This is a genomic window from Pseudomonas frederiksbergensis, from assembly GCF_035751725.1.
Classification (GTDB): Bacteria; Pseudomonadota; Gammaproteobacteria; order Pseudomonadales; family Pseudomonadaceae; genus Aquipseudomonas; species Aquipseudomonas frederiksbergensis_A.
Genome location: NZ_CP142104.1, coordinates 4,634,913 through 4,657,791 on the forward strand (window position 1 = coordinate 4,634,913; position 22,879 = coordinate 4,657,791).

29 protein-coding genes are annotated in these 22,879 nt (G+C 61.1%); 2 read left to right on the plus strand and 27 right to left on the minus strand.

Annotated features, from left to right (window positions below):
• Window positions 1-45: 45 nt before the first annotated feature.
• Window positions 46-699: a response regulator transcription factor ErdR gene (gene erdR, locus VQ575_RS20655; protein ID WP_039594354.1), complete on the minus strand. Its 654-nt coding sequence runs from the start codon at window positions 697-699 to the stop codon at window positions 46-48.
• A gap of 215 nt (window positions 700-914) precedes the next feature.
• Window positions 915-1,658 carry a tRNA-uridine aminocarboxypropyltransferase gene (locus VQ575_RS20660; RefSeq protein ID WP_325918325.1) on the minus strand — a complete coding sequence of 248 codons (744 nt, stop codon included), beginning with the start codon at window positions 1,656-1,658 and terminating at the stop codon, window positions 915-917.
• Between the two features lie 183 nt (window positions 1,659-1,841).
• Between VQ575_RS20660 and VQ575_RS20665 the strand changes: the two genes are divergently transcribed.
• Window positions 1,842-2,264, plus strand: a complete 423-nt coding sequence (locus VQ575_RS20665) for a quorum-sensing-regulated virulence factor family protein (protein WP_325918327.1) — start codon at window positions 1,842-1,844, stop codon at window positions 2,262-2,264.
• On the opposite strand, the gene VQ575_RS20670 is transcribed toward VQ575_RS20665, so the two are convergent.
• Window positions 2,265-2,459 (minus strand): hypothetical protein, encoded by a 195-nt coding sequence (locus VQ575_RS20670; protein WP_039594351.1) that lies wholly within the window; start codon window positions 2,457-2,459, stop codon window positions 2,265-2,267.
• Window positions 2,460-2,963: 504 nt separating this feature from the next.
• Here VQ575_RS20670 and VQ575_RS20675 point away from each other — a divergent pair.
• The gene (locus VQ575_RS20675) at window positions 2,964-4,082 is read left to right on the plus strand and encodes an LOG family protein (protein WP_325918329.1); all 1,119 of its coding nucleotides are present in this window, start codon (window positions 2,964-2,966) and stop codon (window positions 4,080-4,082) included.
• A gap of 45 nt (window positions 4,083-4,127) precedes the next feature.
• Here the strand turns inward: VQ575_RS20675 and recX are convergent, their stop codons facing one another.
• The 24 genes from recX to VQ575_RS20795 form a co-directional block, all read right to left on the minus strand.
• Entirely contained in the window at window positions 4,128-4,595 is a 468-nt protein-coding gene (gene recX, locus VQ575_RS20680; protein WP_039594349.1) for a recombination regulator RecX, read from the minus strand.
• Between the two features lie 8 nt (window positions 4,596-4,603).
• Window positions 4,604-5,656 (minus strand): recombinase RecA, encoded by a 1,053-nt coding sequence (gene recA, locus VQ575_RS20685; RefSeq protein ID WP_045155221.1) that lies wholly within the window; start codon window positions 5,654-5,656, stop codon window positions 4,604-4,606.
• An 83-nt stretch (window positions 5,657-5,739) separates the two neighbouring features.
• A complete protein-coding gene (locus tag VQ575_RS20690) occupies window positions 5,740-6,240 on the minus strand; it encodes a CinA family protein (protein WP_039594451.1) in 501 nt (166 codons plus the stop codon).
• Between the two features lie 71 nt (window positions 6,241-6,311).
• Complete coding sequence (locus tag VQ575_RS27360) at window positions 6,312-6,848, minus strand: lysis system i-spanin subunit Rz (protein WP_198723266.1); 537 nt, start codon at window positions 6,846-6,848, stop codon at window positions 6,312-6,314.
• On the minus strand, window positions 6,830-7,393 hold the full coding sequence (locus tag VQ575_RS20700; RefSeq protein ID WP_325918330.1) for a glycoside hydrolase family 19 protein: 564 nt from the start codon (window positions 7,391-7,393) through the stop codon (window positions 6,830-6,832). Before VQ575_RS20700 ends, VQ575_RS27360 begins: the two co-directional genes overlap by 19 nt.
• Window positions 7,394-7,417: 24 nt before the next feature.
• On the minus strand, window positions 7,418-7,864 hold the full coding sequence (locus VQ575_RS20705; protein ID WP_325918331.1) for a phage tail assembly chaperone: 447 nt from the start codon (window positions 7,862-7,864) through the stop codon (window positions 7,418-7,420).
• The gene (locus VQ575_RS20710; protein ID WP_325918332.1) at window positions 7,865-8,710 is read right to left on the minus strand and encodes a gp53-like domain-containing protein; all 846 of its coding nucleotides are present in this window, start codon (window positions 8,708-8,710) and stop codon (window positions 7,865-7,867) included.
• 162 nt (window positions 8,711-8,872) lie between these two features.
• A complete protein-coding gene (locus VQ575_RS20715) occupies window positions 8,873-9,433 on the minus strand; it encodes a tail fiber assembly protein (RefSeq protein ID WP_198723279.1) in 561 nt (186 codons plus the stop codon).
• Window positions 9,434-9,440: 7 nt separating this feature from the next.
• Window positions 9,441-10,541, minus strand: a complete 1,101-nt coding sequence (locus tag VQ575_RS20720) for a phage tail protein (RefSeq protein ID WP_325918333.1) — start codon at window positions 10,539-10,541, stop codon at window positions 9,441-9,443.
• A 27-nt stretch (window positions 10,542-10,568) separates the two neighbouring features.
• Window positions 10,569-11,078: a phage tail protein gene (locus VQ575_RS20725; RefSeq protein ID WP_325918334.1), complete on the minus strand. Its 510-nt coding sequence runs from the start codon at window positions 11,076-11,078 to the stop codon at window positions 10,569-10,571.
• Window positions 11,075-12,229, minus strand: coding sequence for a phage tail protein (locus tag VQ575_RS20730; protein WP_325918335.1), 1,155 nt, complete (start codon window positions 12,227-12,229; stop codon window positions 11,075-11,077). The genes VQ575_RS20725 and VQ575_RS20730 overlap by 4 nt, the downstream gene beginning before the upstream one ends.
• Before the next feature lie 11 nt (window positions 12,230-12,240).
• A complete protein-coding gene (locus tag VQ575_RS20735; RefSeq protein WP_024617650.1) occupies window positions 12,241-12,840 on the minus strand; it encodes a YmfQ family protein in 600 nt (199 codons plus the stop codon).
• Window positions 12,828-13,868 carry a baseplate J/gp47 family protein gene (locus VQ575_RS20740; protein WP_045155216.1) on the minus strand — a complete coding sequence of 347 codons (1,041 nt, stop codon included), beginning with the start codon at window positions 13,866-13,868 and terminating at the stop codon, window positions 12,828-12,830. Before VQ575_RS20740 ends, VQ575_RS20735 begins: the two co-directional genes overlap by 13 nt.
• Window positions 13,858-14,256, minus strand: a complete 399-nt coding sequence (locus VQ575_RS20745) for a phage GP46 family protein (RefSeq protein WP_325919902.1) — start codon at window positions 14,254-14,256, stop codon at window positions 13,858-13,860. Before VQ575_RS20745 ends, VQ575_RS20740 begins: the two co-directional genes overlap by 11 nt.
• A complete protein-coding gene (locus tag VQ575_RS20750; protein WP_045155215.1) occupies window positions 14,256-14,765 on the minus strand; it encodes a phage baseplate assembly protein V in 510 nt (169 codons plus the stop codon). The genes VQ575_RS20745 and VQ575_RS20750 overlap by 1 nt, the downstream gene beginning before the upstream one ends.
• Window positions 14,766-14,817: 52 nt before the next feature.
• On the minus strand, window positions 14,818-15,858 hold the full coding sequence (locus VQ575_RS20755; RefSeq protein ID WP_039594440.1) for a phage baseplate assembly protein: 1,041 nt from the start codon (window positions 15,856-15,858) through the stop codon (window positions 14,818-14,820).
• A 3-nt stretch (window positions 15,859-15,861) separates the two neighbouring features.
• Window positions 15,862-17,100 carry a DNA circularization protein gene (locus tag VQ575_RS20760; RefSeq protein WP_039594439.1) on the minus strand — a complete coding sequence of 413 codons (1,239 nt, stop codon included), beginning with the start codon at window positions 17,098-17,100 and terminating at the stop codon, window positions 15,862-15,864.
• Window positions 17,087-18,631 carry a phage tail tape measure protein gene (locus VQ575_RS20765; protein WP_325918337.1) on the minus strand — a complete coding sequence of 515 codons (1,545 nt, stop codon included), beginning with the start codon at window positions 18,629-18,631 and terminating at the stop codon, window positions 17,087-17,089. Before VQ575_RS20765 ends, VQ575_RS20760 begins: the two co-directional genes overlap by 14 nt.
• 130 nt (window positions 18,632-18,761) lie before the next feature.
• Window positions 18,762-19,058 carry a phage tail assembly protein gene (locus VQ575_RS20770; protein ID WP_039594437.1) on the minus strand — a complete coding sequence of 99 codons (297 nt, stop codon included), beginning with the start codon at window positions 19,056-19,058 and terminating at the stop codon, window positions 18,762-18,764.
• Complete coding sequence (locus VQ575_RS20775; protein WP_003198314.1) at window positions 19,055-19,402, minus strand: phage tail tube protein; 348 nt, start codon at window positions 19,400-19,402, stop codon at window positions 19,055-19,057. Before VQ575_RS20775 ends, VQ575_RS20770 begins: the two co-directional genes overlap by 4 nt.
• A 67-nt stretch (window positions 19,403-19,469) precedes the next feature.
• Window positions 19,470-20,966, minus strand: a complete 1,497-nt coding sequence (locus tag VQ575_RS20780) for a phage tail sheath subtilisin-like domain-containing protein (RefSeq protein WP_325918339.1) — start codon at window positions 20,964-20,966, stop codon at window positions 19,470-19,472.
• Complete coding sequence (locus VQ575_RS20785; RefSeq protein ID WP_039594435.1) at window positions 20,966-21,148, minus strand: DUF2635 domain-containing protein; 183 nt, start codon at window positions 21,146-21,148, stop codon at window positions 20,966-20,968. Before VQ575_RS20785 ends, VQ575_RS20780 begins: the two co-directional genes overlap by 1 nt.
• The gene (locus tag VQ575_RS20790) at window positions 21,145-21,729 is read right to left on the minus strand and encodes a phage tail terminator protein (protein WP_039594434.1); all 585 of its coding nucleotides are present in this window, start codon (window positions 21,727-21,729) and stop codon (window positions 21,145-21,147) included. Before VQ575_RS20790 ends, VQ575_RS20785 begins: the two co-directional genes overlap by 4 nt.
• 128 nt (window positions 21,730-21,857) lie before the next feature.
• On the minus strand, window positions 21,858-22,874 hold the full coding sequence (locus VQ575_RS20795) for a contractile injection system protein, VgrG/Pvc8 family (RefSeq protein WP_198723305.1): 1,017 nt from the start codon (window positions 22,872-22,874) through the stop codon (window positions 21,858-21,860).
• Window positions 22,875-22,879: the final 5 nt, after the last annotated feature.

Genomic DNA, 22,879 nt, shown 5'->3' on the forward strand with positions numbered 1-22,879 from the left:
GAAGAAACTACTGTAAACGCAGTCAAAAAAGCGTGAATTCAGGCGCTACGATTGGGGCGATATTGACTCAAGTTGTTGCAACAACAAGGCGGCCTGGGTCCGGGTGCGCACGTTCAATTTACGAAAGATCGCCGTAACGTGAGCTTTGATGGTGGCCTCCGACACATTCAGCTCATATGCGATCTGCTTGTTCAACAGTCCCTCGCACACCATGGTCAGCACCCTGAACTGCTGCGGCGTCAGGCTGGCCAGGCCTTCGCTGGCGGCCTTGGCTTCCTCGGACACACTCACCGCTTCGAACGCCTGCGGCGGCCAGGAAACATCGCCATCGAGCACGGCCTTCACTGCCCGTTGAATCATTTCCAGGGAACTGGATTTGGGGATGAACCCGCTGGCACCGAATTCGCGGGCCTTGACCATCACCGAGGCCTCTTCCTGGGCCGAGACCATCACCACCGGAATCTGCGGGTACTGCCCACGCAATAGCACCAGGCCTGAAAAACCATACGCGCCGGGCATGTTCAGGTCGAGCAGAACCAAGTCCCAATCGGCCTTTTCCGCCAGCCGGGCTTCCAATTCCGCGATGCTGGCCACCTCCGTCAACCGGACATCTGAACCAAGGCCCAGGGTCACCGCCTGATGCAACGCACTGCGAAAAAGCGGATGGTCATCGGCAATCAGGATTTCGTATGTGGCCATTTTTCAAATGATCCTGTTTTTAAGGCAGGCCCGATGCATTCGCGCCTCGCCATATAACTCAAGATACCGCCATTCGGCGCTATCTACAGGGGCACGTTCGACGCCAATCACAGCATCTTAAACTCCAGCCCGCACCCTGGTCGGCGCCAAGCATGCCCAGCGAAGCCGGGGTGGTCAAGCAGCACGGCCACCGCTGTCTCCAGTATGGGCCACTATTAGGCCAACAGTTCTTGAGCCGAGCGGACAAAGGGCAGTAATTCGGCATGGGCTGGCGTCGACACATCCACTTCCTGCTGGCGCTTGGCGCCCAGGTAATGCTGGCTGAAGACATCGAAATAGGCGTCCAGGGCCGATGCCGCGTCGCTATCCCCCGCCAATTCCAGGCACAGCGCCGCGACCTCGGCGGTGCACAGATGCTCACTGCGGGTCGAGCGCCGCAAGCGGTAGCGCGACAGCTTGTCGGGTAGCAGGCTCAAGATGGGCAGCCGATCAAAATAGGGACTCTTGCGGAACATCTTCCGCGCTTCGGTCCAAGTGGCATCCAGCAGGATGAACAAGGGACGCTTGCCCTGGGCGAGGTCAACCGTGTGCGTAACCCGCGACGGCTCGACATATTCCCCCGGGAACACCAGGTACGGTTGCCATTGCGGGTCGTTCAACAACGCCAGCAGTTGCTCATTGACGTCGGTACGCGACCAGATGAAGGCATGGTTATCGCGCACCACATCGGCAATCAGCCAACCCGTGTTGCTCGGCTTGAAGACTTCTTTATTGGTCATGATCAGGCAAACGCCGGAGCGGGTCTCGACACTTGGACGCCAGGCGCACAGGCAATGACTTTCGATTACCCGACACGCGCCGCAACGGGGCGCGCGCCACCCTCGGGCCTGGAGCGGCTTGATGCCTTCATCGACGCGCTGGTCGCGCAAACGGGCTACGGCGTTGGAAACAAGGCTCATCGCGGGCACTGCCCACAGACAGGAAAACTCGACACGAACAACACTCGGCAGGGCAAAGAAGGCCGGCAGTCTACCAGAGCGGGTAAACCTGTACCCTCCAACCCGGCTTCCCTATAATCGCCGCCACTGAACGCACAGTCACGTGACCGGTCGAACCACCAGTTACTGAACCAGGAGAGTTTCATGCTGCGCCTTATCGTTCCAACCGTTGCCGTTCTGCTGGCGACGTCCATCAGCGCTCAGGCCGCGTCGCTGAAAGAACTCGAGCTGAACAAGATGCTGCAGAACGTTGCCAAGGAAAGCAGCGTAGGCACGCCGCGGGCGATCAACGAAGAAATTCTCGATCAGGGCTACACCGTCGAAGGTACCGAACTGATCAACCATCTCAGCGTGCAAAGCAGTCATGCCCAGAAAATGCGCGCGGATCCCAAGGCGGTCTATTTCCAACTGGGCTCCACGGTGTGCACCAACCCGGGTTTCCGCAAGCTGATGGCCAAAGGCGCGACCATGCGCTACGAGTTCACCGAAGTGAAGACCAACCGCCCGGTTGCCACCGAACGCTTCCAGGAATCGGATTGCCCGAAACCGGCCAAGACCAAGAAATAATCACCCCGTGCGTGCGCGCCGCTGCTCTTCGTCGGCGCGCAGTTCCGCCACCAGCGCCTGCAAATAGCGTGAGCGCCATTCCCGGCCTTCCAGCCGACGGCAACATTCCTCTTCCAGGCTGACCCGATTGGCTTGAGCCGCTTCCAACAGCATCAGGTACAACTGCCCGTCGAGCTCCAGAGTTACTCTGGTCATCTCTCCCGCCTCCCTGCCCATCAATGCTTCATTTCATCGCGCGGACGCCCAGCCCTGGACGCCGAATTGCCTTGGCACGCCTGTTATTGAGTAAATCAGAGCGGTACGCACCCCGTCGGCGACCTGACGAGCGGTACGTTATCCGACGCCAGCGCTGACCCCATCGCGAGCGACCGATAACGGCAGGACTACAGTCAAAGTTGCAAACCTTCACATTCGAGCGCCATGATCTGGACAGCTAATATCAACGCTAAAGGCTAGATTCAAGGTATCGTTTTCCTACCGGGCAGAAAGAGGCTGCCCTCGCTGATACGCGACGTGTAACCGTTTTTCATCCAAGGGAAACAGCAGGACCCGTTGGATGGCTTGGCCGCCTTGCTGCACATTGCGTCGAGCCAGGTTAACGCCCGGGCACGCGCCCGGACTGACAACGGCACAGGAGGTGTCGTGGCCCTGACGAATCTCTCGTTGGAGCCGGGGGTTCTGTTCAGAAGGAGAAGCTGAATGCCGTACAAACCGAATGACCTGCTCAGCCGTCATTTTGAGAACCATGGCCACGACCTCACCCGCAAGGTCGAAGAGCAACTCAACCTGGTGTCACCCAACAGTCCCAACCTCCCCATCTACCGCGACATGATCCTGACCGTGCTGCGCATGGCCCAGGAAGATCACAATCGCTGGAATGCCAAGATCACGCTCCAGGCCCTGCGGGAACTGGAACACGCATTTCGCACGCTGGAACAATTCAAGGGTCGCCGCAAGGTCACGGTCTTTGGCTCGGCCCGAACGCCCATCGAGCATCCGTTGTATGGGCTGGCACGCGAACTGGGCGCGGCGCTGGCTCGTTCGGACATGATGGTGATCACTGGCGCGGGCGGCGGCATCATGGCTGCGGCCCATGAAGGCGCAGGCCGGGAACATAGCCTGGGATTCAACATCACCCTGCCCTTCGAACAGCATGGGAACCCGACCGTCGAGGGCACGCAGAACCTGCTGCCGTTCCACTTTTTCTTCACTCGCAAGCTTTTCTTCGTCAAGGAAGCCGATGCCTTGGTGCTCTGCCCGGGTGGTTTCGGCACCCTTGACGAAGCATTGGAGGTCCTGACGCTGGTGCAGACGGGCAAAAGCCCATTGGTGCCGGTGGTGCTATTGGACGCGCCCGGAGGCAAGTTCTGGCAAGGCGCGCTGCATTTCATCCGAGAACAACTGGAGGAAAACCGCTACATCCTGCCGACCGACATGAAATTGATGCGCCTGGTGTATAGCGCCGAAGACGCCGTGGAGGAAATCAACCAGTTCTACCGCAACTTCCATTCCAGCCGCTGGCTCAAGCATCAGTTCGTGATTCGCATGAATCACAAGCTGAATGAACAGGCGTTGCAACAAATGCAGGTCGAATTCGCCGACCTGTGCTTGAACGATTGCTTCCATCAGCATGCCTATAGCGGCGAAGAACCCGAGGAAGCGCCTTTCAGCCATCTGACGCGACTGGCATTTACGTTCAATGCCCGAGACCATGGCCGCCTAAGGGAGTTGGTGGATTACATCAACCTCCCGGAAAACTGGGCGCAACCCGCCACCAAGGCTCATCCCCTCACCTGGGAGCCGATCAAGGTGACGTGAGCCCATAAAAAACGGCCCGCTATCGAAATAGCGGGCCGTTTTTGTTTAGTCATCCGTGCTGCGACCGCTGAACAAGCGATTGATCATTTCCATGGAGTAGCCTCGATACGCCAGGAAACGGCCTTGCTTGGCTCGCTCCCGCGCGTCGACAGGCAGATGCCCAGAAAACTTGCGGCGCCACGTGTCGGTTAACTGTTCCTGCCAATCGATACCGCTTTCGCGCAACGCAAGTTCGACATCCGCTCTTTGCAAGCCACGCTGGCCAAGTTCCTCGCGGATCCGCATCGGACCATAGCCGGAGCGGGCGCGATAAGAGACAAAGCTCTCAAGATACCGCGCTTCCGACAAAAGCCCCTCTTCCGTCAAACGGTCAAGGGCGGTGTCGATCAACTCATCAGGAGCGCCGCGCTGACGCAGCTTACGCGTCAGCTCGACTCGTCCGTGCTCGCGCCTAGCGAGCAAGTCCATCGCGGTTCGCCGCACCGCGACGAGGGTATCGAGTACGGCGGTCATCGGATCGGTCAGATATCGGCGTCAGCCATGTCATCGGCGGTCTCGCGATTAGCCACGGACTTGACGTCTGCGACCGGGCTCAACAGCTTGTCGCGCAGCTGCTTCTCGAGGGCCGCCGCGACTTCCGGATTGTCCGCCAGGAACTTGGCCGAGTTGGCCTTGCCCTGACCGATCTTGGTACCGTTGTAGGCATACCAGGCGCCAGACTTCTCTACGAAACCGTGCAGCACACCCAGGTCGATCATCTCGCCGTTGAGGTAGATGCCCTTGCCGTACAGAATCTGGAATTCAGCCTGACGGAACGGTGATGCAACCTTGTTCTTCACGACCTTGACGCGGGTTTCGCTGCCGACAACCTCATCACCTTCTTTCACCGCGCCAGTGCGGCGGATGTCGAGGCGAACCGAGGCGTAGAACTTCAACGCGTTGCCACCGGTGGTGGTTTCAGGGCTGCCGAACATCACGCCGATCTTCATGCGGATCTGGTTGATGAAGATCACCAGGCAGTTGGCGTTCTTGATGTTACCGGTGATCTTGCGCAGGGCCTGGGACATCAGGCGAGCCTGGAGGCCCACGTGCATGTCGCCCATTTCACCTTCGATTTCAGCCTTCGGCACCAATGCCGCCACGGAGTCGACGATGATCACGTCAACCGCGTTGGAACGCACCAGCATGTCGGTGATTTCCAGGGCTTGTTCGCCGGTGTCCGGCTGGGAAACCAGCAGGTCGTCGACGTTGACACCCAGTTTGCCGGCGTATTCCGGGTCCAGGGCGTGTTCGGCGTCGACGAAGGCGCAGGTCGCGCCGGCTTTCTGGGCCTGGGCGATCACGGACAGGGTCAGCGTGGTTTTACCGGAGGATTCAGGACCGTAGATTTCAACAATACGACCTTTTGGCAAGCCGCCGATGCCAAGCGCGATGTCCAGGCCCAGGGAGCCGGTGGAGATGGAAGGAATAGCCTGGCGGTCCTGATCGCCCATACGCATTACGGCACCCTTGCCGAATTGACGTTCGATCTGACCCAAGGCCGCAGCCAAGGCTTTCTTCTTGTTGTCGTCCATTAAAGTCCTCACGTAATCAATAAGGCCTGGCGGCCAACACCTGTATAAGTAGCCAGTATTATTCCACAGCGATCAGGGATCGCCTACCCCTGATTTGAGATTTCTGCGGTGGCATGTTGTAACAGCCCGTCTAGCGCGGCCTTCACCGTTTGTCGGCGGACCTCGTCGCGGTTGCCCGGAAAGAATCGCTGCTCACTAAATACCGCCTCGCCAACGCCCCAGGCGAGCCACACGGTGCCCACCGGCTTGGTCGGCGAGCCCCCGTCCGGCCCGGCCACGCCGCTGACCGCCACGGCAAAGCGCGCCAGGCTTTGTCGCTGGGCGCCCCGCACCATGGCCTCCACCACCTCGCGACTGACCGCACCGACTTTTTCGAACAGCTCGCCGGGCACACCCAACTGCTGGGTCTTCTGGCGATTGGAATACGTGACGAAACCGGCCTCGAACCAGGCCGAACTCCCCGGTATCCGGGTGATCGCCTCGGCAATTCCGCCACCGGTGCAGGACTCGGCGGTGGTGACATGGGCATTGAGCAATTGCAAGCGCCTGCCCAGTTCAGCGGCCAACTCGGTAATGTCGTCCATGATGCTCTCCTGATTCGACGCGACTGGCGCCTACCGTACACGAGCATTCGAAGCATGCAAGGCTCGGCGGATTACTGGCGTAGGGCCCTCACATAGGCCTGGCAGGCCTGCAAGGCGATCAGTCCGCGGTCACCCTCGTCGGTGATGGCGATAATTCGTTGAGCATGCGCCGGGTCAAGTCGGGCGCGTGGGGCGCCATGATCCACGCCGCCGGTGCGGGGGGCGGCAGGCACTGCACAACCGGCGGCAACATCGTCGGCGTCGAGGAGGACTGACAGCCGGACATCGGCAGTAGCAAGGCGATCGCGCAGGCGATCCTGGTCACGTTGGGCATCGCTCAGGGCTCGGTAATGGGTTTGTTCACTGCTGGATAGTTGTTTTTCCAGGACCAGGCGTTTGTCCTGCTCGACCTTCTGCTGCACCGCAGCCGCCTGGGTGATTTGATTCAGGGTTTCGGCCTGGGCCTGTGCGAGCCGGGCCAGTTGCTGAGCGTAACGCCAGTCCTGGAACCGCCACGCAAGCAGCGCCGGACCGCCGGCCAGCAGCCCGAGCAACACGACAACGCCCACGGCACGTGACGAAAAAGGCATCATGCCGAAGGTTGGCATAACACCGCCTTCGCCCGCGCCCAGAGTTGCAGGCGATCCTCCAAGCCGTTCAAGCCGCCGTTGATACGGCGGGTGATGCTGTTGAACTGGTCACGGTCGGCCAGTTCGTTCAAGCCACCCTGCTCCCAGAACCAGGCGGCAGACTCGGTGGCCCATTGCGGTTGCTCCAGCAGCTGCGGCAACGCCAGCAGGCGTTCGTCACCGAACAACCCCTGACTGCAACGCAGGTAATTGTCGCGGCCGGTAATCTGGATCAATCCCCGACCGCGATACCTTTGGCCGTCACCGTCGGCCTCGGGCGAGTTGCCCAGGCGAACGGCCAAGGTTCCGGTGTCGTATTTGCTCAGGTATTGCTCGCTGCCCAACTCCCGCACATAGCGCAATTGCCCGGACTCATGACCGACCTGGGCGAGGAATGCGGCCATGCGCTTGGGTGTGTCGATGCGATGGCGCGACATGGCGGTGTTCAACGCAGGAATAAAAATGCCCGCTTGGGCGCGGGCGTTGGGCATGATGTTGATGAGTTGCTGTTGGGTAAGGTCCATGTTCAGGTCATCGCAGGTACATGATCAAAGCTGTCCGACCAGCCAGGACGGCGTGACCGGACGATATTCAATGGTTGGAAAATGCTCATCTTGGGGCCAGTCCCTCAGCGCCCGGCGATAAGCCTGGAGTTGCGTGTACTGCGTCTGATCCAGCGTCGTACCGCCGCCGTCGTCCATTTCGTCGCGATCCCTTGCGATGAGGCGGTCGGTTGCTGTGAGCTGGGCGTTACGCCACGCATATTCGTTTTCCGATGCATGGGCCTGTGTCAGAGCGGGAGGATCGACGAGAATCGGATAACCATTGTCGGGGTTGGCTGCAACACACTTGGGCGAAACTGCGAGTTGCTGAAGAAGCGAGAGCCAGTAAGCCTTGGGAATTTCAATCACATCACCGGGAATATCGGAATGATTGATGCAGGGAACATACGCTCCGCAAGTGCTTGGACTGAACAATAAGGTAAGTTCATTCATTTAATAACCCTTCGCAAAGTATGTAATGCCCCAACCTGCTCCCAGGTGTCCCAGATGGTCTCGGGCCTTCAGGCGCACGCCTTGCCGGGTTGCGGTTCCACCCACCATTATCACCGTGGCTATATCACCGCCTACATGGTTCGCGACAACCGACACAAAGGCGTTGGGAAAGGAAATAGGAAAAGTAACGAACACTTCCCCATTGGCATCTGTTACGCCGTAACCCCACTGATCGATGTTTCCACTTGCGTACCTTTGGTAACCCGGATTGCCCAACTGGCCTGAAAACATTGAGGTGTATTTCAAAAGGACGGTGCCGCCTATCAACCGCCATTGATTGTCCAGTTTGACGAATTCCGCCGTTTCACCACGGCCCAACTCAATGGGGCCGAGCGCTGAGGACGAGGGCCCTAGCGTATCGGTAGGCGAGGCTGCCGATACGTTCACAACAGCCCCTACGTTGATCAATGTAAGTGTCGCCCCATGTAGGATTCCCGCTGTACTGGGCAGCGTGACGTTGATTGCCGTAGTGCTGGCAAAACTGACGGCTGCGCCAATATGGGTTTGTGTCAGCGCCGTACTGACCGCATAAGCAAAAAAGCTGGAATACTGAACGCCACTGCGTTTTACAAACTCCGTGGTAGCCACGGATCTATCATTATCAAACTGGGGAGCGGTGGTGAATAATCCGCTGCTACGCAAAGCCGTCAACAGCTGGTTATCCAATTGTTCCGACGGCGTTAGTCCTGCTGCTTGAATGACACTCAGCAACTCCTGCGTCACACCATTGCCCCAACTAGCGGGAATCAGGGAGCCTGGCGTACCTGCCCTGGGATCTTCGTCCACGAACCTGCCGTTAGACAAACCCGCACTGGGTATGCTTTTTGGGTAATCCAATTTTTATTTCCAGATTGGCCGGCGATCAAAATGAAGGCGATATAGAGCCTCAACGTTAATGCGCAGTGGCACGATAAATTAAGAAAGTTTTGATGTTCTGCCGTGGGTTGCTTAAGCGGCCGGCTCGGGCATGACAGGCCAGATGATATCGGTAGGAAAACCGGCCTGATGCTGGATGCGATTCAATTCAACGCTATAGAGTTTCCACTCCATGAGCGCCAGTTGTTCCTGGTCGTTGGCGTCGCCGATGTCTTCGGCGTATTGCAAAGGAGCAATCCTTTGAACGGCCTCACGCAGTAATTTATCGCGTTTTGCCAAGGCTTCCCGTTTGAGATCAGCCCGCTGTTGCGCCTCATCAAATACCCACATATTCTCTCGCCACACATGGTAACTACCCGGCCAGGGTTCGGCTGTGTAGGTATCTGGCAACTCACCGAACTCGGTCCACTCCAGAAGAGCGCCGTTGTCCTTGCGATACACCAAGCCACGCCAGTCCACCATTTCTCTCGGAACTCCGTTCACCATGACCCAGGAATGATGCTCTTGGGCCGGGGGTAGTTCAAAGGAAAGTTGAATGCCGTTGCCGGGGATCTGAATGCCCATCCCAGGGGTCACGGAAAGCTCTACCGGCCCCGATAGCACACCGGCTGCGTCAAACAGATAAATAAACATGGTCACCTCAGATCAATTTGATTCGGGCGGGATAGGCGATATTCCTGGGACGGGTTTCAGTGCCGAAACTCCCGATATTGCCTACCATCTCCGGGCCGGAAAAGAACAATGGATTGGGATAAGTCGTACCGACTATCCCTGTTGCAGGCGCGGCATTGACGTCACGGGTGACGTCCCAAGACGCATCAGCAATAGCAGGACCAGGGCGGTTAGCACTGCCCGAGCTGGTGGGCAAATAATGGTTGTGGCTTTCAAGGGCATACATCTGTCTGCTGCCCGCCGAACGGTCAATATCCACGCCTCGGGCTTCGTCCAACACGCGCAAGAACTCGCCGCGAATATCAGGAATCCGGAACGTGGTGGCGCCATCACCGCTCGTCCACGCGCCTTCATTTCCCGACCTGCTGGCTTCGTTCACTAACGCACCGGACAATTGCGCGTAATCCCACAACCACGGCCAATCACTACGCACCAGCAAATTTCCATTCAGCACCGCATACCCACCGGGAATGACCTGACGCGTGCACTCAAAGGAAATACGCCCCAAGGCCGTCGCATCGAACCGCCCCACCGGCCACCAAACCCCAGCTTCATCACTGCGCAGATGCCACCAGTCACCCCCGCCCATCAGCACCAGAAACAGATAGCCATTGGCCGCCAAATGGGTATGAAAGCGAATTCTGTCGCTACCGGAGGCCCGTACTGTCAAACGGTTACCGCTGTTATCCACACGCCGCACAATCACATCACGAATGCCAAGCGCCGCATTGGCCGCAGGAAGCGTCACTGTGTTCGCACCAGCACTGGCATCAATCAGCACAAGCCCCAGCTCGTCGGGCGCCAACGATTTAGAAGCCGTTAACCGCGTCACCACCGACCGCATCGGGCTGCTACGCCCGAGAATAGCCTGCAACGCCTTGATCAACTGGCCGGTGTCCGCTTCAGACGGTGTGATGCCAGCGGCGGAGATCACGCCCAGGATCTCCTGGGTGACGCTATTGCCCCAGACCGCCGGAATCAGCGATCCGGGCGTGCCCGCCAGCGGATTTTCATCCACGAACCGCCCGTTCACCAGCCCGACGCTGGGAACACTTTTCGGATAATCCATGTTTTGTTTCTCTCTATGAGACGGTGCTTAAATCTGAAGGGGAAATGCTCGGATGGTCACAAGCACATCATCAGCGACTTGAGCCGCAAGATCGGCCTTGCCCTTGGCCATGTGCGCACGAATCTGTGCCTTGGCTTTAAGGCGCAGCTCGCGAAGCGCCACCAGGTTCGCGTCGAATTCAGCGGCCTTGGCGAGGATTTGATCCGCCGCCTGCCTAGCTGTACGCCCTTTGACGATCCAAGCGGAAACCGACAACGGCACCGCTTTTTTCGGGTAGCCCTGGTCCTTGAAGGCCTGCGCCTCCAGGGCGGCTTGTTGGTACTCCAAGGCACGCAGGGGATCACCGGCCAACGTGCGACGGGCATGGTCGGCAGCGGCATCTACCCTGGTGCACAGGCGTTCGGCTTCCTGATGCAACTGCTCGGCAGCATTCTCTTCGCAAAGCACCCAGGTATCGCCCATCCAGATATGAGCGGAGGAAGGCGCAGGCGGACGAAGTCCATCTTCGTACTGGTGCAGCTCTTGAATGACTTTCATCGGATCAGCTCCCAGGACAGGTGGACATTGACTGCGTTGGTAAAATTGATGCCTATGCCGACGCTGTAATCGGTCAACGCCTGGTGCCCCTTGATTCCCATGCTCAACAGCAATTCATCACTGTCTGCTGTGGTGGCGCCCAATGTGTGCTCGGCCTGATAGCACTGCCATAGCGAACGTAATTGGGTATGGTCAAAACTGGCCGTGACCGTGGAGACGGTCACGTCACTGACAACGTTATTGGAGAACAGCACGCACATCGACGGGCTTGCCCAGCCCGCTGCATTGTTGCCCGGAGTTGTTGCGACGGGCGACAGATAGCTGTAATTGCCGCCAACCCACCCGGCCTGAACAAACGCTAACGAAGTCACAGTGTTCGAAACAGGCGTCGGATTACCCGCTACCAGCCGCGCCGCACGCGCATGAGGATCCAGCGGCAGATAAACCACCCCCGTTCCATTCACCGTTTGCGTCCAGCTCAACTGAGCACGGTTATAGATCGTACGAATCGTCGGCAACGAGCCCGGCGCCCCAGTTATTACCCAGGCCAGGCACATATCCAGCGGCGTGGACGCAAACCCGCCACCGGATGCACCGTTGACAGTGCCCTTCATGGACTCCGGTGCCGGGTCATACAAACTTCCACGCTGCATATAGAACGTCAGCGCATCACCGATCACCTGCGCTCTTAGAAAATAGCTGGCGCTGGGCAACAAATCGGCGCTGCTCCAAGCCGTCGTCATGAAGGTTCGTGATCGGCCCAAGCGTCCGCTCACCACCTCTTGCCCGATACTGATATATACGCCCGCCGGAATCGAGACACGCCCGCCGCTGGTTGAGAGCGCCGTTGGTGTGACGGCCATACGCGCGTCGGGTGTGGCGATCGTTGGCAGCGGCAACGCTGCGATCGGCAGCGCCAGATCCTGGTTCCAGCCCTTGGCGGTGACCGACTGGATCGCCGCGAGCAATTGATCATTTCTGGTTTCATCTGGCGTCAGGTCTCCCGCCTTGATGACGTTCACGATCTCCTGCGTCACCCCATTTCCCCAATCCGCCGGAATCAAAGATCCCGGCGTCCCGGTCAATGGGTTTTCATCAACGAACTTCCCATTCACCAACCCGGCGCTGGGCACACTCTTTGGATAATCCATCCGTCTACTCCCTAGTCATAATTGATGTGGACCTTGGTATGCGCCGGTGCACTGCGGTGGATCAGGCATTCCAAGGCCGAGCCTGGGTTGACGCCAAACCGTTCGCCCCAGTAGCTGGCGCCAAAGCGACGACCCAGCAGTAGGCGGCCGCCGGTGTTGAGGGTCCACATGAATTGCGCCTGCCAAGTGCCGAAATGCGCCTCGCCGAAACGTGCGCGGCCCATGCGGGGCGCCTTGAGTTCGGTGATTGTTGCGTTGGGATAACCCTGGCTCTTGGCGATTTCCACGTAATAGGCAATGGCCTGGCTGCCCACCGCCAACAACCGTCGACGCACCGCCAGGCGACGATCGTCATACAGCGGCGTAGCGCCAAGACACGGATCCGGCAGATTCATCACCCGCTCCCAGTCCGGCACCAGCTCACTCACCCCCGCCGGGTCCATTTCGTTGAGCAAGTCGGCGGCTCGGGCGTCGAGGCGGGCCAGTTCCTGGGCGATGCCTTGCAGCACTTCGTCCAGTTCCGGCACGCGCTCGGGGTCCCAGGCCGGGCCGCTGGGCAGCAGGCTGCGCAGTTGGGCCTGGTACTGTTCGGCGGTTCTTATGCCAGCCATGTGCAGCCTCCGAACGTCAGCAACTGGTTGCTGGCGGCAACGACGTCGGCGACCGGCGCGCTGAGTTTGTGGTCGGTTTCGCCAGTGGCGCTGCTGATGGCTTCGGCGATATGACTCAGCAACAGCGTTTCGCCGAGGCCGGCTTCGCGGTTATGCAAGTCACGCAGTTGGGCTTCGATGGCGGCCCGCACGGCGCTGGTGTCAGGGGTGATGCGCAGGCGGTAGTTCACCGGCACTTGCGTTGGCGCCAGCACATGGAGCTCGGCGGTCACCGGACGCAAGGGCTCGATATAGGCCCGCACCTCTTCTAGTTGCTCGGCGTTGGGAATCGGTTGCGGATCGTCGTCGCGCATCACGAACAGGCCGACGGTGCCCGGCCCCAGGTAGCTGCCACGGCACCAGGCGCGGGTGATGCCCGGGCATTCCAGGGCCCAGGTTTCATAGTCCTGGGCCGAACCGCCATGGGGAATGACGCGATAGGAACGGATCACCCTGGCCCGCAGGGATTCAAGACTTTCCCGGGCAACACCGCCGGTCAACCCTGGCGCCAGCACGGTGAAGCTGCTGCCGATGCCCAGCAACGGCTGCACGGGCGTCAACACCAGGCCGGCATCGGCATTGCCCACGCTACCGGCGTCCAGTGCCGCGATGTCGGCGGTGTTCAGGCCAGCGCTGGTGGTGCGGGCGGTGGTCACTTTATACGTACGGCCATCGCTCGATTGCAACAGCGTGTCGACGTCCAGCACTCTGCCTGCCGTAGCGGTGAAGCTGACACTGCCCGTGGCCACCTGGGCGGCCTTGCGCGCCTGGTTCAGGCGCAGGGCGGCGATGCGTTCCAGGGTGGACTCATCGGCCTTGTCCGGCAGGATCTGCTCGGCGATCCAATCCAGGTAGCCATACAGGCCATAGGCAGCGCCGCCAAGGGTGCGGGCCAGCACTTGGGCATCGGACTGGCGCAGCGAATCGCTGGCCAGGTCGCTTTGGGCGCGTTTGATCAGCACCGGCAGCGAAGGGGTTTCAAACGGCATAGGTCACCTGCCAACTGTGGTCGGGGTTGATGTCCAGGCGCTCGCCGTCAGCCAGGGTCAGGACCGTGCGCAGGTTCAGGCGCTGGGCGTCGAGGCGTTCGCTGATGATGTCGATAGCGCTGCAATGCCCGTCGTCGATCAGCCATTGCAGGGCTTCGTGGGCGTAGAACTCAGCGTCGAGTTGGGTCTGGCGGGTCAACTTGACCCTTCGCAACAGCCACAGTCGCGAGCCGATGCGGTCGTCGGCAACGGTGGGAAAGGTGTCGCCCCACCAGCCGTAACGCTCCTCGTCATCGACGGCATCGTCATCAGCGGCGCGGCGCCAAGTGAACAAGCTGATCAGCACCGAACGGGTCAGCGCGGCGTGCAGGTTCTGGCTGATGAACATCATTGGCCTCCCGCCGGCGCGCCGGTCTGGCCGGTGCCGGCCTGTACGCCGACATGCACGTGTTTGATCTGGCTGATCCCGCCGGCGACCTGATCGCCCTGGGAGACGATCTTGCCGGTGTGGTTGATGACCGGGCTGTCGATGTTCACCGCGCTGCTGGCGCGGATGTTCAGCGTTGCGGTCTGGATGTCGATGACCCGGCCGCGCTTGAAATGGAGCTTGTCGCCTTCATCGGTGTAGAGGGCCACTTCGCCTGGGGCCAGGGCCTGGAGACGGAACCGGCGGTCGGCGACCACCAGGACCACGGCATGGGAACGATCGCCCCCCAGGAACGTGGCGATGCCTTCGGCGCCGGCCAGTGGGTTGCTGGTGAAACCGTAGGGTTCGAAGTGCTCCATGTCGTCGTTCACTTCGCCGGCGGTGAGGCGCATTTGCAGCGATTGCAACTTGGTGGCCGAGTGGGCGAGCACGACAGTGCCGCGCGCCAGGAGGCGGGTCAGTAGGCTCATTGAGGTTTTCCTTCGGAATCAGGTTTAACAGCAGGACACGGTGAGCGCAGGCTCACGCCTTCGGCGGCACCGGGTTCGCGTCGAACGTATGGGGCGGCGCAACTTGCAGGGTGGTGACGGAGCCTTGTGCCGACAGTGAGTAGGTCACTTTGGAAATCAGCATGTCGCCATCGAACCCCAATACCGGATCGATCACTCGCACCAAGGTGTTGTGCCGCCACAGATCGCCGTTGGCCTGGCGCCAGCCTTGCACGCGATAGGTGGTGGCCAGGGCCCTGCCGCTGCGGATGGCGCTTTCCCAATCGGCCCGTTGCTGGGCGAGTTCGAAGGTCAATTGCGCTGCTTCGCTGATCACCGTGACCCGCTTGCGCTTGAAGCCCAGATCGGTAGCGGTGCCCGCGACTTCGCTCACCGCCGCCCCGCTCTGCTCGTCGTTGCCCTTGTGCTGGCCGATGACTCGGTATTCGGAGAACACCTGGCTGTAATCCATCGGTGCGTTGCCCGACAGGATGTTCTTGCCCAACTCCAACACATCACTGGCCCGCCCACCGCTGCCGGGCTTGGCCAACAGCACACGCCCTTGGGCATCGTCGGTGGAGAACACGCGGAACAACGTCAGCAATCGGTCGATGGACTGAAAGACCGTTTCCCCCGGCACGATACTGTGTTCGCTCAGCCGCGCGGTTTCGGGGATCTCACTGACCACACCCACGCCATATTGCGCCGCCAAGGCCTGGACGATGCTCAGCAGCGTTTGCCCGCGCCATTGGCTCGGGCGATTGATGGCCGCGCAGTCCACCAGGTCCTGGGTTTTCGAGCCACCTTCAATGCTCAGGCTGATCTGCCGGCCGTCATAGCTGACCGGTGCCTTGAACACATAGCCGCTGAGGACCAGGTCGGCACCGATGCGCACCTGGCATTCATCGCCCGGACGGATCGGCACCGCTTGGGTCTGCCCCGGCCACTGCCAGGTGATGTCCAGTTTGAAGGTGCGGAATTGGCGCTCCAGGTCCGCACTGATTTCCACGCTTTTCCAGCCGCCGTAATCCAGCCCGCCGACAGTCAGCGAGACGGCATTATCGAGCTCATCCATGGTTTATTCCCCCGAGACTTTCAGGTCATTGGGCGGCAGGAAACCAGGATGGGCGACGCCGTTACGCTGGGTCACTTCGGTCACTCGCGTGGCATCGGCGAATTGCTGATAGGCCACCACCAACGCCGGCAGGCTTTGCTTGAACGACAGGCTGATCAGCCTCACGCCCGAAGACGCCACCGCCGTCAGGTGCGCGGCCATTTGCTGACGCAGGTTGTTCATCGCCTGGTAGTGCTCCGGGTCAGCCTTGAGCGAGGCTTGCCAGATCGCATCGTTCAAGGCATCGCGCAACGCCAGTACGTCGTCGGCGACCGGAACGTCCCGGCGCTGGACCGGTTGCACGGCCTGCTGCGCCACTGAAGGCGTGGCGCCCAACTTGACCGCGGGCGCCGCCACCGGCATCGCCGCAATCCATTGCGCGGCCTGCACCAGCAAGGTGTCCTGCACTAGGTTGGCGACAGCCTGGGCCGCCGCCGTGGTGTCCTTGCCGGTGGTCAGTTTGGGCGCGTCGGACTTGCCAATGGCCTCCACCTGTTGCGACACGCTGGCAATCACACCGCGATAGCCGTCACGGGCAAAGTCCTTCAGTTCGCGGATGTCGCCCAGCAACCCCTTGAACTCGGCCACCACTTCCTTGGGCAATTCTTTCACCGCCTTGACCAGATCGCTGAGTTGCCGATAGGTCTCGATCAGCGGTTTGAGCTCCTGCTCGATCACGCCGTAGATGTCCTTGAGGCTGTTGCGCAGGTCCGCAATGCCGATCCGCGCGGCCTTGATCAAGGTCATGGCGTCTTCGAAGCGTCGCACGGCCGACCCCAGGAAGCTGTCGGCCGAGACCAGCAACAATTTCTGGCTATTGATCGTGGCCGAGGGAAAAGGCAGCGGTTGGTCGGGGTAGAACTTCAGGGCGAACGTCACCAGCCCGCCGTCCTGGCGGGTCTGGGTCATGTCGCACTCGCCGACCTTGACCTGCAGGCGTCCCAGCCACGGGTGCACCAGCTCGCCACTGCCCTGCTCCAAGGCCTTGAGCAGCTTGTCGCGCTGCTCCAGGCAATCGGGGCCGACGATGAACGCGGTCAGCTCATGAATCTTCGCCTGCTGGCCGAGCCCTTCGAAAAACGGCTGGTCGCGCTGTGGGTATTCATGCAGTTGGCCCTTGTGGCCAACCGGGGTTTTCGCCTGGTCGACCCAGAACCCGACGCCACGAAACGACGCCGGCAACAAACGATCACGCCAGCTCATTGGAGCCTCCTGTGGAAAGTGAGCGATAGCCGATGCGCGAACTCACCGCCAGGGCCGGTTGATTGGTCTGCGGGGGATCGGCGCGCAACCCGGCCGGCGCGTTTTCGAAGCGCACGGTCAGGCCGCCTTCGAGTTGCGTGCGGTTGTTGGCGGCGCTTTGTTGCACCAGATGGCTGGAAGTTTGCGGCAACGCCCCAGGTGCCAATGACGTTTTCACAGGAGCCAGGCTCGAAGGCTGGTCGCCGGCCCCGCCAAAAAACGCCGGCGCCAACTCGCCCTTGCCTTCGGCATTGGTGGCGCGTTGCGCCTCGGTCAGTCCTTCGACCTTGCCAGTAAACGAGGTGATCATTTCGCCAAAGCCGCCGTTGAAAAACGCCTTGATCGGCGCGATCACCGCCTGCAACTCGTTCCACCACTGGCTGAACCACTCGCCCACCGGCCCCCATTGTCGAGTCAGGCCCTCGATGGGCGACCAGTCGAACAGACCGCTGAACACCGCCAGCATGATCGACACCTGGTTGCGGATGCCTTCCCAGATCCCGGCGAAGACCTCGCCGATCGTGCCCCAGTTGGCCATGATCAATCCCAGCGGCGTCCAGTCGAACAGGCCTTTAAGGGCGTCCATCACCGGCACGGTCAAGGCTTTGAGCAGATCCCAGATCGCCGCGAACAAGCCGGTCAGGGGCGCCCAATTGGCAACAATCAAACCCAAGGGTGACCAGGCGAACAGCGTCTGCATGAAACCGATGACCGGCGTTGCCGCCGCCACGATCACATTCCAGAGCGCGCCGAAAAAACCGCTGATCGGCCCCCAATTGCTGATCACCTGCCCCATCGGGGTGTAGGCGAACATCGTCTTGAAGAACTCGACCATCGGCAGCACGATCGGCGCGAGCCGTTGCCAGAGCCCGGCAAAAAACGCCGAGATCGGCGTCCAGTGGGCGATGATCATCCCTGCCGCCAAGGCGATGCCCATGGCAATCAAGCTGATGGGGTTCATCTTCATGGCCAGGCTGACCACTTCCATGGCCTGGCTCGCGCCGCTGACCGCGGTCTGGATCGCGTTGAACGCGACAACGCCCGTCGCCAGGCCCTGGACCAGTTGAGGGTTGTCCTGCAGCACCTGGGCCACGCTGCTGACCATCGGTTGCAAGGCGACCGCCACCGTGTTCACCGCAGGCCCCAGCGCCGAACCGAATTGCACCGACACGTTGCTGATGGAAGTCTTCAATCCATCCAGGCTTTGTGCCGCCACACGAGGCGCTTCGGGCGCCTGCAGGGCGCTGGCCGCCGCGTTCACCGCGCCGACTTCACCCTTGAAGGCCAGCGCCGACTTGAGCCCGTCCATGAACGGTTGGGCCAGGCCGCCGCTGGGCAGCAGCGCGGAAATGTCCAGGCTGCCCAACCCCGTGGCATCGAGGTTCTGCTTGAAACCCGCGACCTTCGCACGAAGGCTCGCGAGCTTGGGTGACAGCTCGTCGATGCCCGTCAGCAGCACTGCTTTTTTCTCTACCTTTTCTGTGTCTGCCATCACTGCACCTGCTGCATCGCATTGATCCGTTGCGCGTGCTCCAAGGATTCCCGGAGCACGTCCAGTGGCCTGGCCATCATCTGTTCGGGGTCAACCTTCCAGAACCAGGCCAGGTCATAGGCGGCGGCGATCAGGTCGCCGATGGCCGCGACGCCGCACTCATGAAAAAACTCGCGACGGCCCAGCTCAAGGCATTGAGGTCAGCCAGGTCCAACTGGTTGACCGACGACGGCGGGATACCGGCGCACACCGCGATGTATTTGGCCGCGACGTCCATGTCCAGGCTCACCTCCTCGCTCTTGTCGATCTTGTACGGCAGCGCCTTGATCGCCCGGACTTCCTGCACCGTCGGACGGCGCAGGGTCAGCTCGCTCAACGGCTCGCCGTGGGCCTCGATGGCCACCCTCAAGGTCACGACGTCAGTCATTGCCAGGTCCCCTTGATGCCTTCGAATTTCAGCTCGATGGTGGCGTCGTCGCCCTTGGATACCGGTTCTTCCACCAGGTAGGCGCCGGCCAGCACGTAGACCTTGCCGTTGTTGAATTCGCAGGTGACGGTCATGTCGGTGCCAGCCACCAGTTGCTTGAGCGGGAAGTCCGCGGTGTGCAGTGCCGTCACCTTGAACGACGGGGCGATGTCGGTTTCCTTGTAGAAACCCGGTACGACGGTTTCGCGTTTGGTGAACATCAGTGGCGCTTCGCAGCCGCCATTGATGGTCAGTTGAGCGCCGTCCACTTTGACGTAGCAGGTGCCCGCAATCAGTTGACCCATGGTGTTTCTCCCTTCAAATAAAAAGCCCACGCGAGGTGGGCTGAGTTCATCCGACTGAGTGCTACCGTCAGGCAGCAGCGTCGTATTGCAGGCGGAATTGGTTGAGCAGCGCGAACACCCGCAGGCCGTTGATGTAGTCAGGCGGGAACAGCACATTGATCCGGCTCGGATCCTGGCTGTCACGCTCGACGATCAGGTGCTCGGCGAACAGCTCGGCGTTTTCCACATGGCCTTCCAGTTCGAGCTTGGCGTATTGCGCGATCAACTCGCCGCGGATGGTGCTCGGGGTCACGATGGGCTGGCCGGCGCCGAAACGGGTACCGTCCGAGGCCAGTTTGTGGCGACCGTACTTGCTGGTAATCACGCTTTGCAGGCGGCGAACAATGAATGCCGACTGGTGCATGGTTTCACTGTCCAGGTAGGAGTTGTCAGCCTGGCCGAAAGCATTTTTCTGGTACGTGGTGATGGAACGCTGGATGCGCACGTAGCCGCCTTCGTAATAGGCCGTGGCGATGCCGTAGTTGAGCAGCGACTGACGCTCGGTCAGGGTGAAGCGCTCGCTGGCCGGCGCCGGGTCCAGGCCTGGCAGGCTGCCGCTTTGGGTTGGACGGCTGGCGTCGGCAGAGATGAATACCGCAGTGCGAGCCGCCAAAGCAGCGGCCTGTACCCAGAACGGTTGCGGGACGCCCATTTCCAGCGCCTGGATGGTCATGTGCTGGTCGTTGCGCGCCTGACCTGCGGCGACCAGGGTGCCGAGGGTGCCGCGCTTGGCGCTGTAGACATGACCAAACAACTGCTTGGCCCAGGACCAGCGGCCGGTGCTGTCGTCCATGACCGCTTGCCAGGTGTTGAGGCTCGATACATCGGACCAGGGCATGGCGATGAACTCGAACGGCTCATCGCCCAGGGCCGCGACTGCAGCGGTCTGGTCCGGCACACCGGCGCCGCCGGTCATCGCGGTGATGGCGGTGGTCAGCCCCGCCGGGGTGTCTTCGCCATTGCTCTTGCCCAGGCGATTGAACTGCAGGCTGATGTCGTTGCCGCTGTCGCCGGTCCATTTGGCGCTGAGGGTCACGACGCCTTCGGCGGCCGCGGCAGTCACCGGCAGATCGGCGGCGGCATTGATTTTCAACGCCAGCGCAGTGGCGGCCTGGGCCGCCGTGGCGCCGTTGACGATAGCCGCCTGGACACGCACACCGCCGACGTACAAGTTGAGCACGCCGCTTTGTGTCGCGGCGCCGGTGAGGGTCAGCACGCCCTTGGCGATCGAACCCTCGACGTTGTGCAGCGGCAGGCACCAGATTTCCCCCAGCGGGTCGGTCTTGCGCCAGGTGTCGTACATGGCGGCGAGCATCGAGCCCTGCCCGCCGATGCTCTTGGCCAGCGCGACGCTGGACACCAGCACCAGCTTGCCGACCTCGGCCGGCGCAACGTTGTCGTTGACCTGGGCGACGATCAACCGGCGCATGGCCGATGACGCGCTATTGGCGGCCGAGTTGTCCATTTCGGCGTAGAACAGCGGAACACGAATGTCCGCGGGAATGTTGCTGAATCCGATCGCCATTATTTGGCTCCCTGTGGTTTTGCCGCTTTCACGGTTTTGGTAGTGATATCGCCATCGGCCAGACGTCGACGCCACCAGGCGTTGTCCGGCACTTCACGGCCTTCGAGGGGCAACAGATCGCCCGCTTCCGGGTCCGGTACGGCACGGCCCGGGGCCGGCAGCACGGTGATGCGTTTGCTCATGGGGTTACGTCTCCAGAGAAAGTCAGTTCCACGCGCCCGTCGGGGCCGGGATGTTTCAGGTTGGGGTCCGCCGGGTCGATGGCATCGACCCGCACAGTGGCCCCGGTAAAGGACGACAAGCCGTCCAGTTCACGCTCGTGCCAGCTTTCGGCAGGCTGGCTCGCCAGGTTGCGGCCCAGCTGGAACTCGGCGAAAAAGCGCAGCCGGTACGACACACGGCTGCTGTTGATGGAAACCAGTTCGCTGCCGTCGTACTCGACGCCGGTGTACTCAGCGCCCGGCTTGAACCCCACCAGCGCCCGCCACAGTTCGGCCCGCAGGTCGTGCAACAGATCCAGCGCTTTTGTCGCGTCAGTGGCGTCAAGCACCAGCACCGCATCGAAGCGATCACGCACCGCTTGCAGCGTGACGTTTTGCGCCGCGTTCTTGCCGGCGATGTCGGCGGTGGGCAGGACATAGGCGCAGGGGGTTTGCAGCGGGGCCTCGGCTTGCAGCGTGGCGAGGTCAAAGCCTGCGGCCACGCGATGGGCGAGCGTGGGGCATTGCTCACGCAGTTGCGTGAGGATCGGGGTGATCTTCATCGAGGGACTCCAGTATCTGAAGGCGCGAGCGAACCCCGTGGGAACGGGCTTGCTCGCGATGGCGGTGGGTCAGGCAGCAGAAATGTTGAATGGGATACCGCTATCGCGAGTTCCCACAGGGGGTAGGGTCAGGCCTTGGCGTCCAGGCAGGTCGCGTCGATGCTGCAGCGGTAGCTTTTTTCCCGGTCGCCGCTGGCGGTGACCTTGTCGATCGACCAGCGCCCGCGCATGAAATCCGGCCAGGTGGGGTCCAGCAGTACGATGCCCTCGGCGGACAACCCCGGATTGCCGGGGCATTCGATCTTCACTTTCAAGGCTTCGCGTAACATCCGGCGCACCTCGCCTTCACCGGCGGCGCGGGCTTCCTCTGCGCTCTGGAAGCGCTGGCGCACGGTCTTGAACGGCGCGATGCCGCTCTCCTCGACCCGAAGCGTGCCCGCCGCCGCATCCCACCAAGTGGTCTTGCAACCGTTGTACTTTGCCCGCGCGGTTTCATCCAGCTTGGCCGAAATGAAAGCGTGATCACCCGGACGATTGTTCGTCGTCACTGACAGTTTCATCTCGGGCAAGACCTTGCCCGACAACGACTTCGCCTGACCGCGCCGGGCCAGTACATACAACTCGTTGACCGGTTTGGCGACGGCGTCATAACGGTGGGCCAAGCGCGTGAGGAAACCCATGTCGGTTTCGTTGGACTGGTCGACATGCTCGATTCTGATCAGCGACAGGTCCGGCGCCACACGGGGCGAAAACCCGTGCCTGGAGGTCAGTTGACGAAACAGCGCCCCCAGAGTCGTCGGGCCATGGCTGACAGATCGGCGTTGCTTGAAGCCCGTCTGGTCCGCCGCGCTGAACGGCGCCGCCATGGCCACCAGAACGAGTTGCAGCGGAAACAGGAACGGCGTGCGCCGAGTGATGACGAACTCGCCTTTATCCACCAGTCCCGACTCCAGATAACCGACCCGCAGGCCGATTTTCCCGCCCAGGCTGGGCAACCCTTCCAGACCTTCCAGGCTGATGGTGAGCGTCAGTTGATCGGACTCGATCCCCGCCGCGTCGACATGCTCCCACTTGAGCAGGCGCTCGTTGAGCAGCGCGGCATTCGCGCCATAAATTTCCACCGCAGGCGTAAAACCCAATGACATGTCGC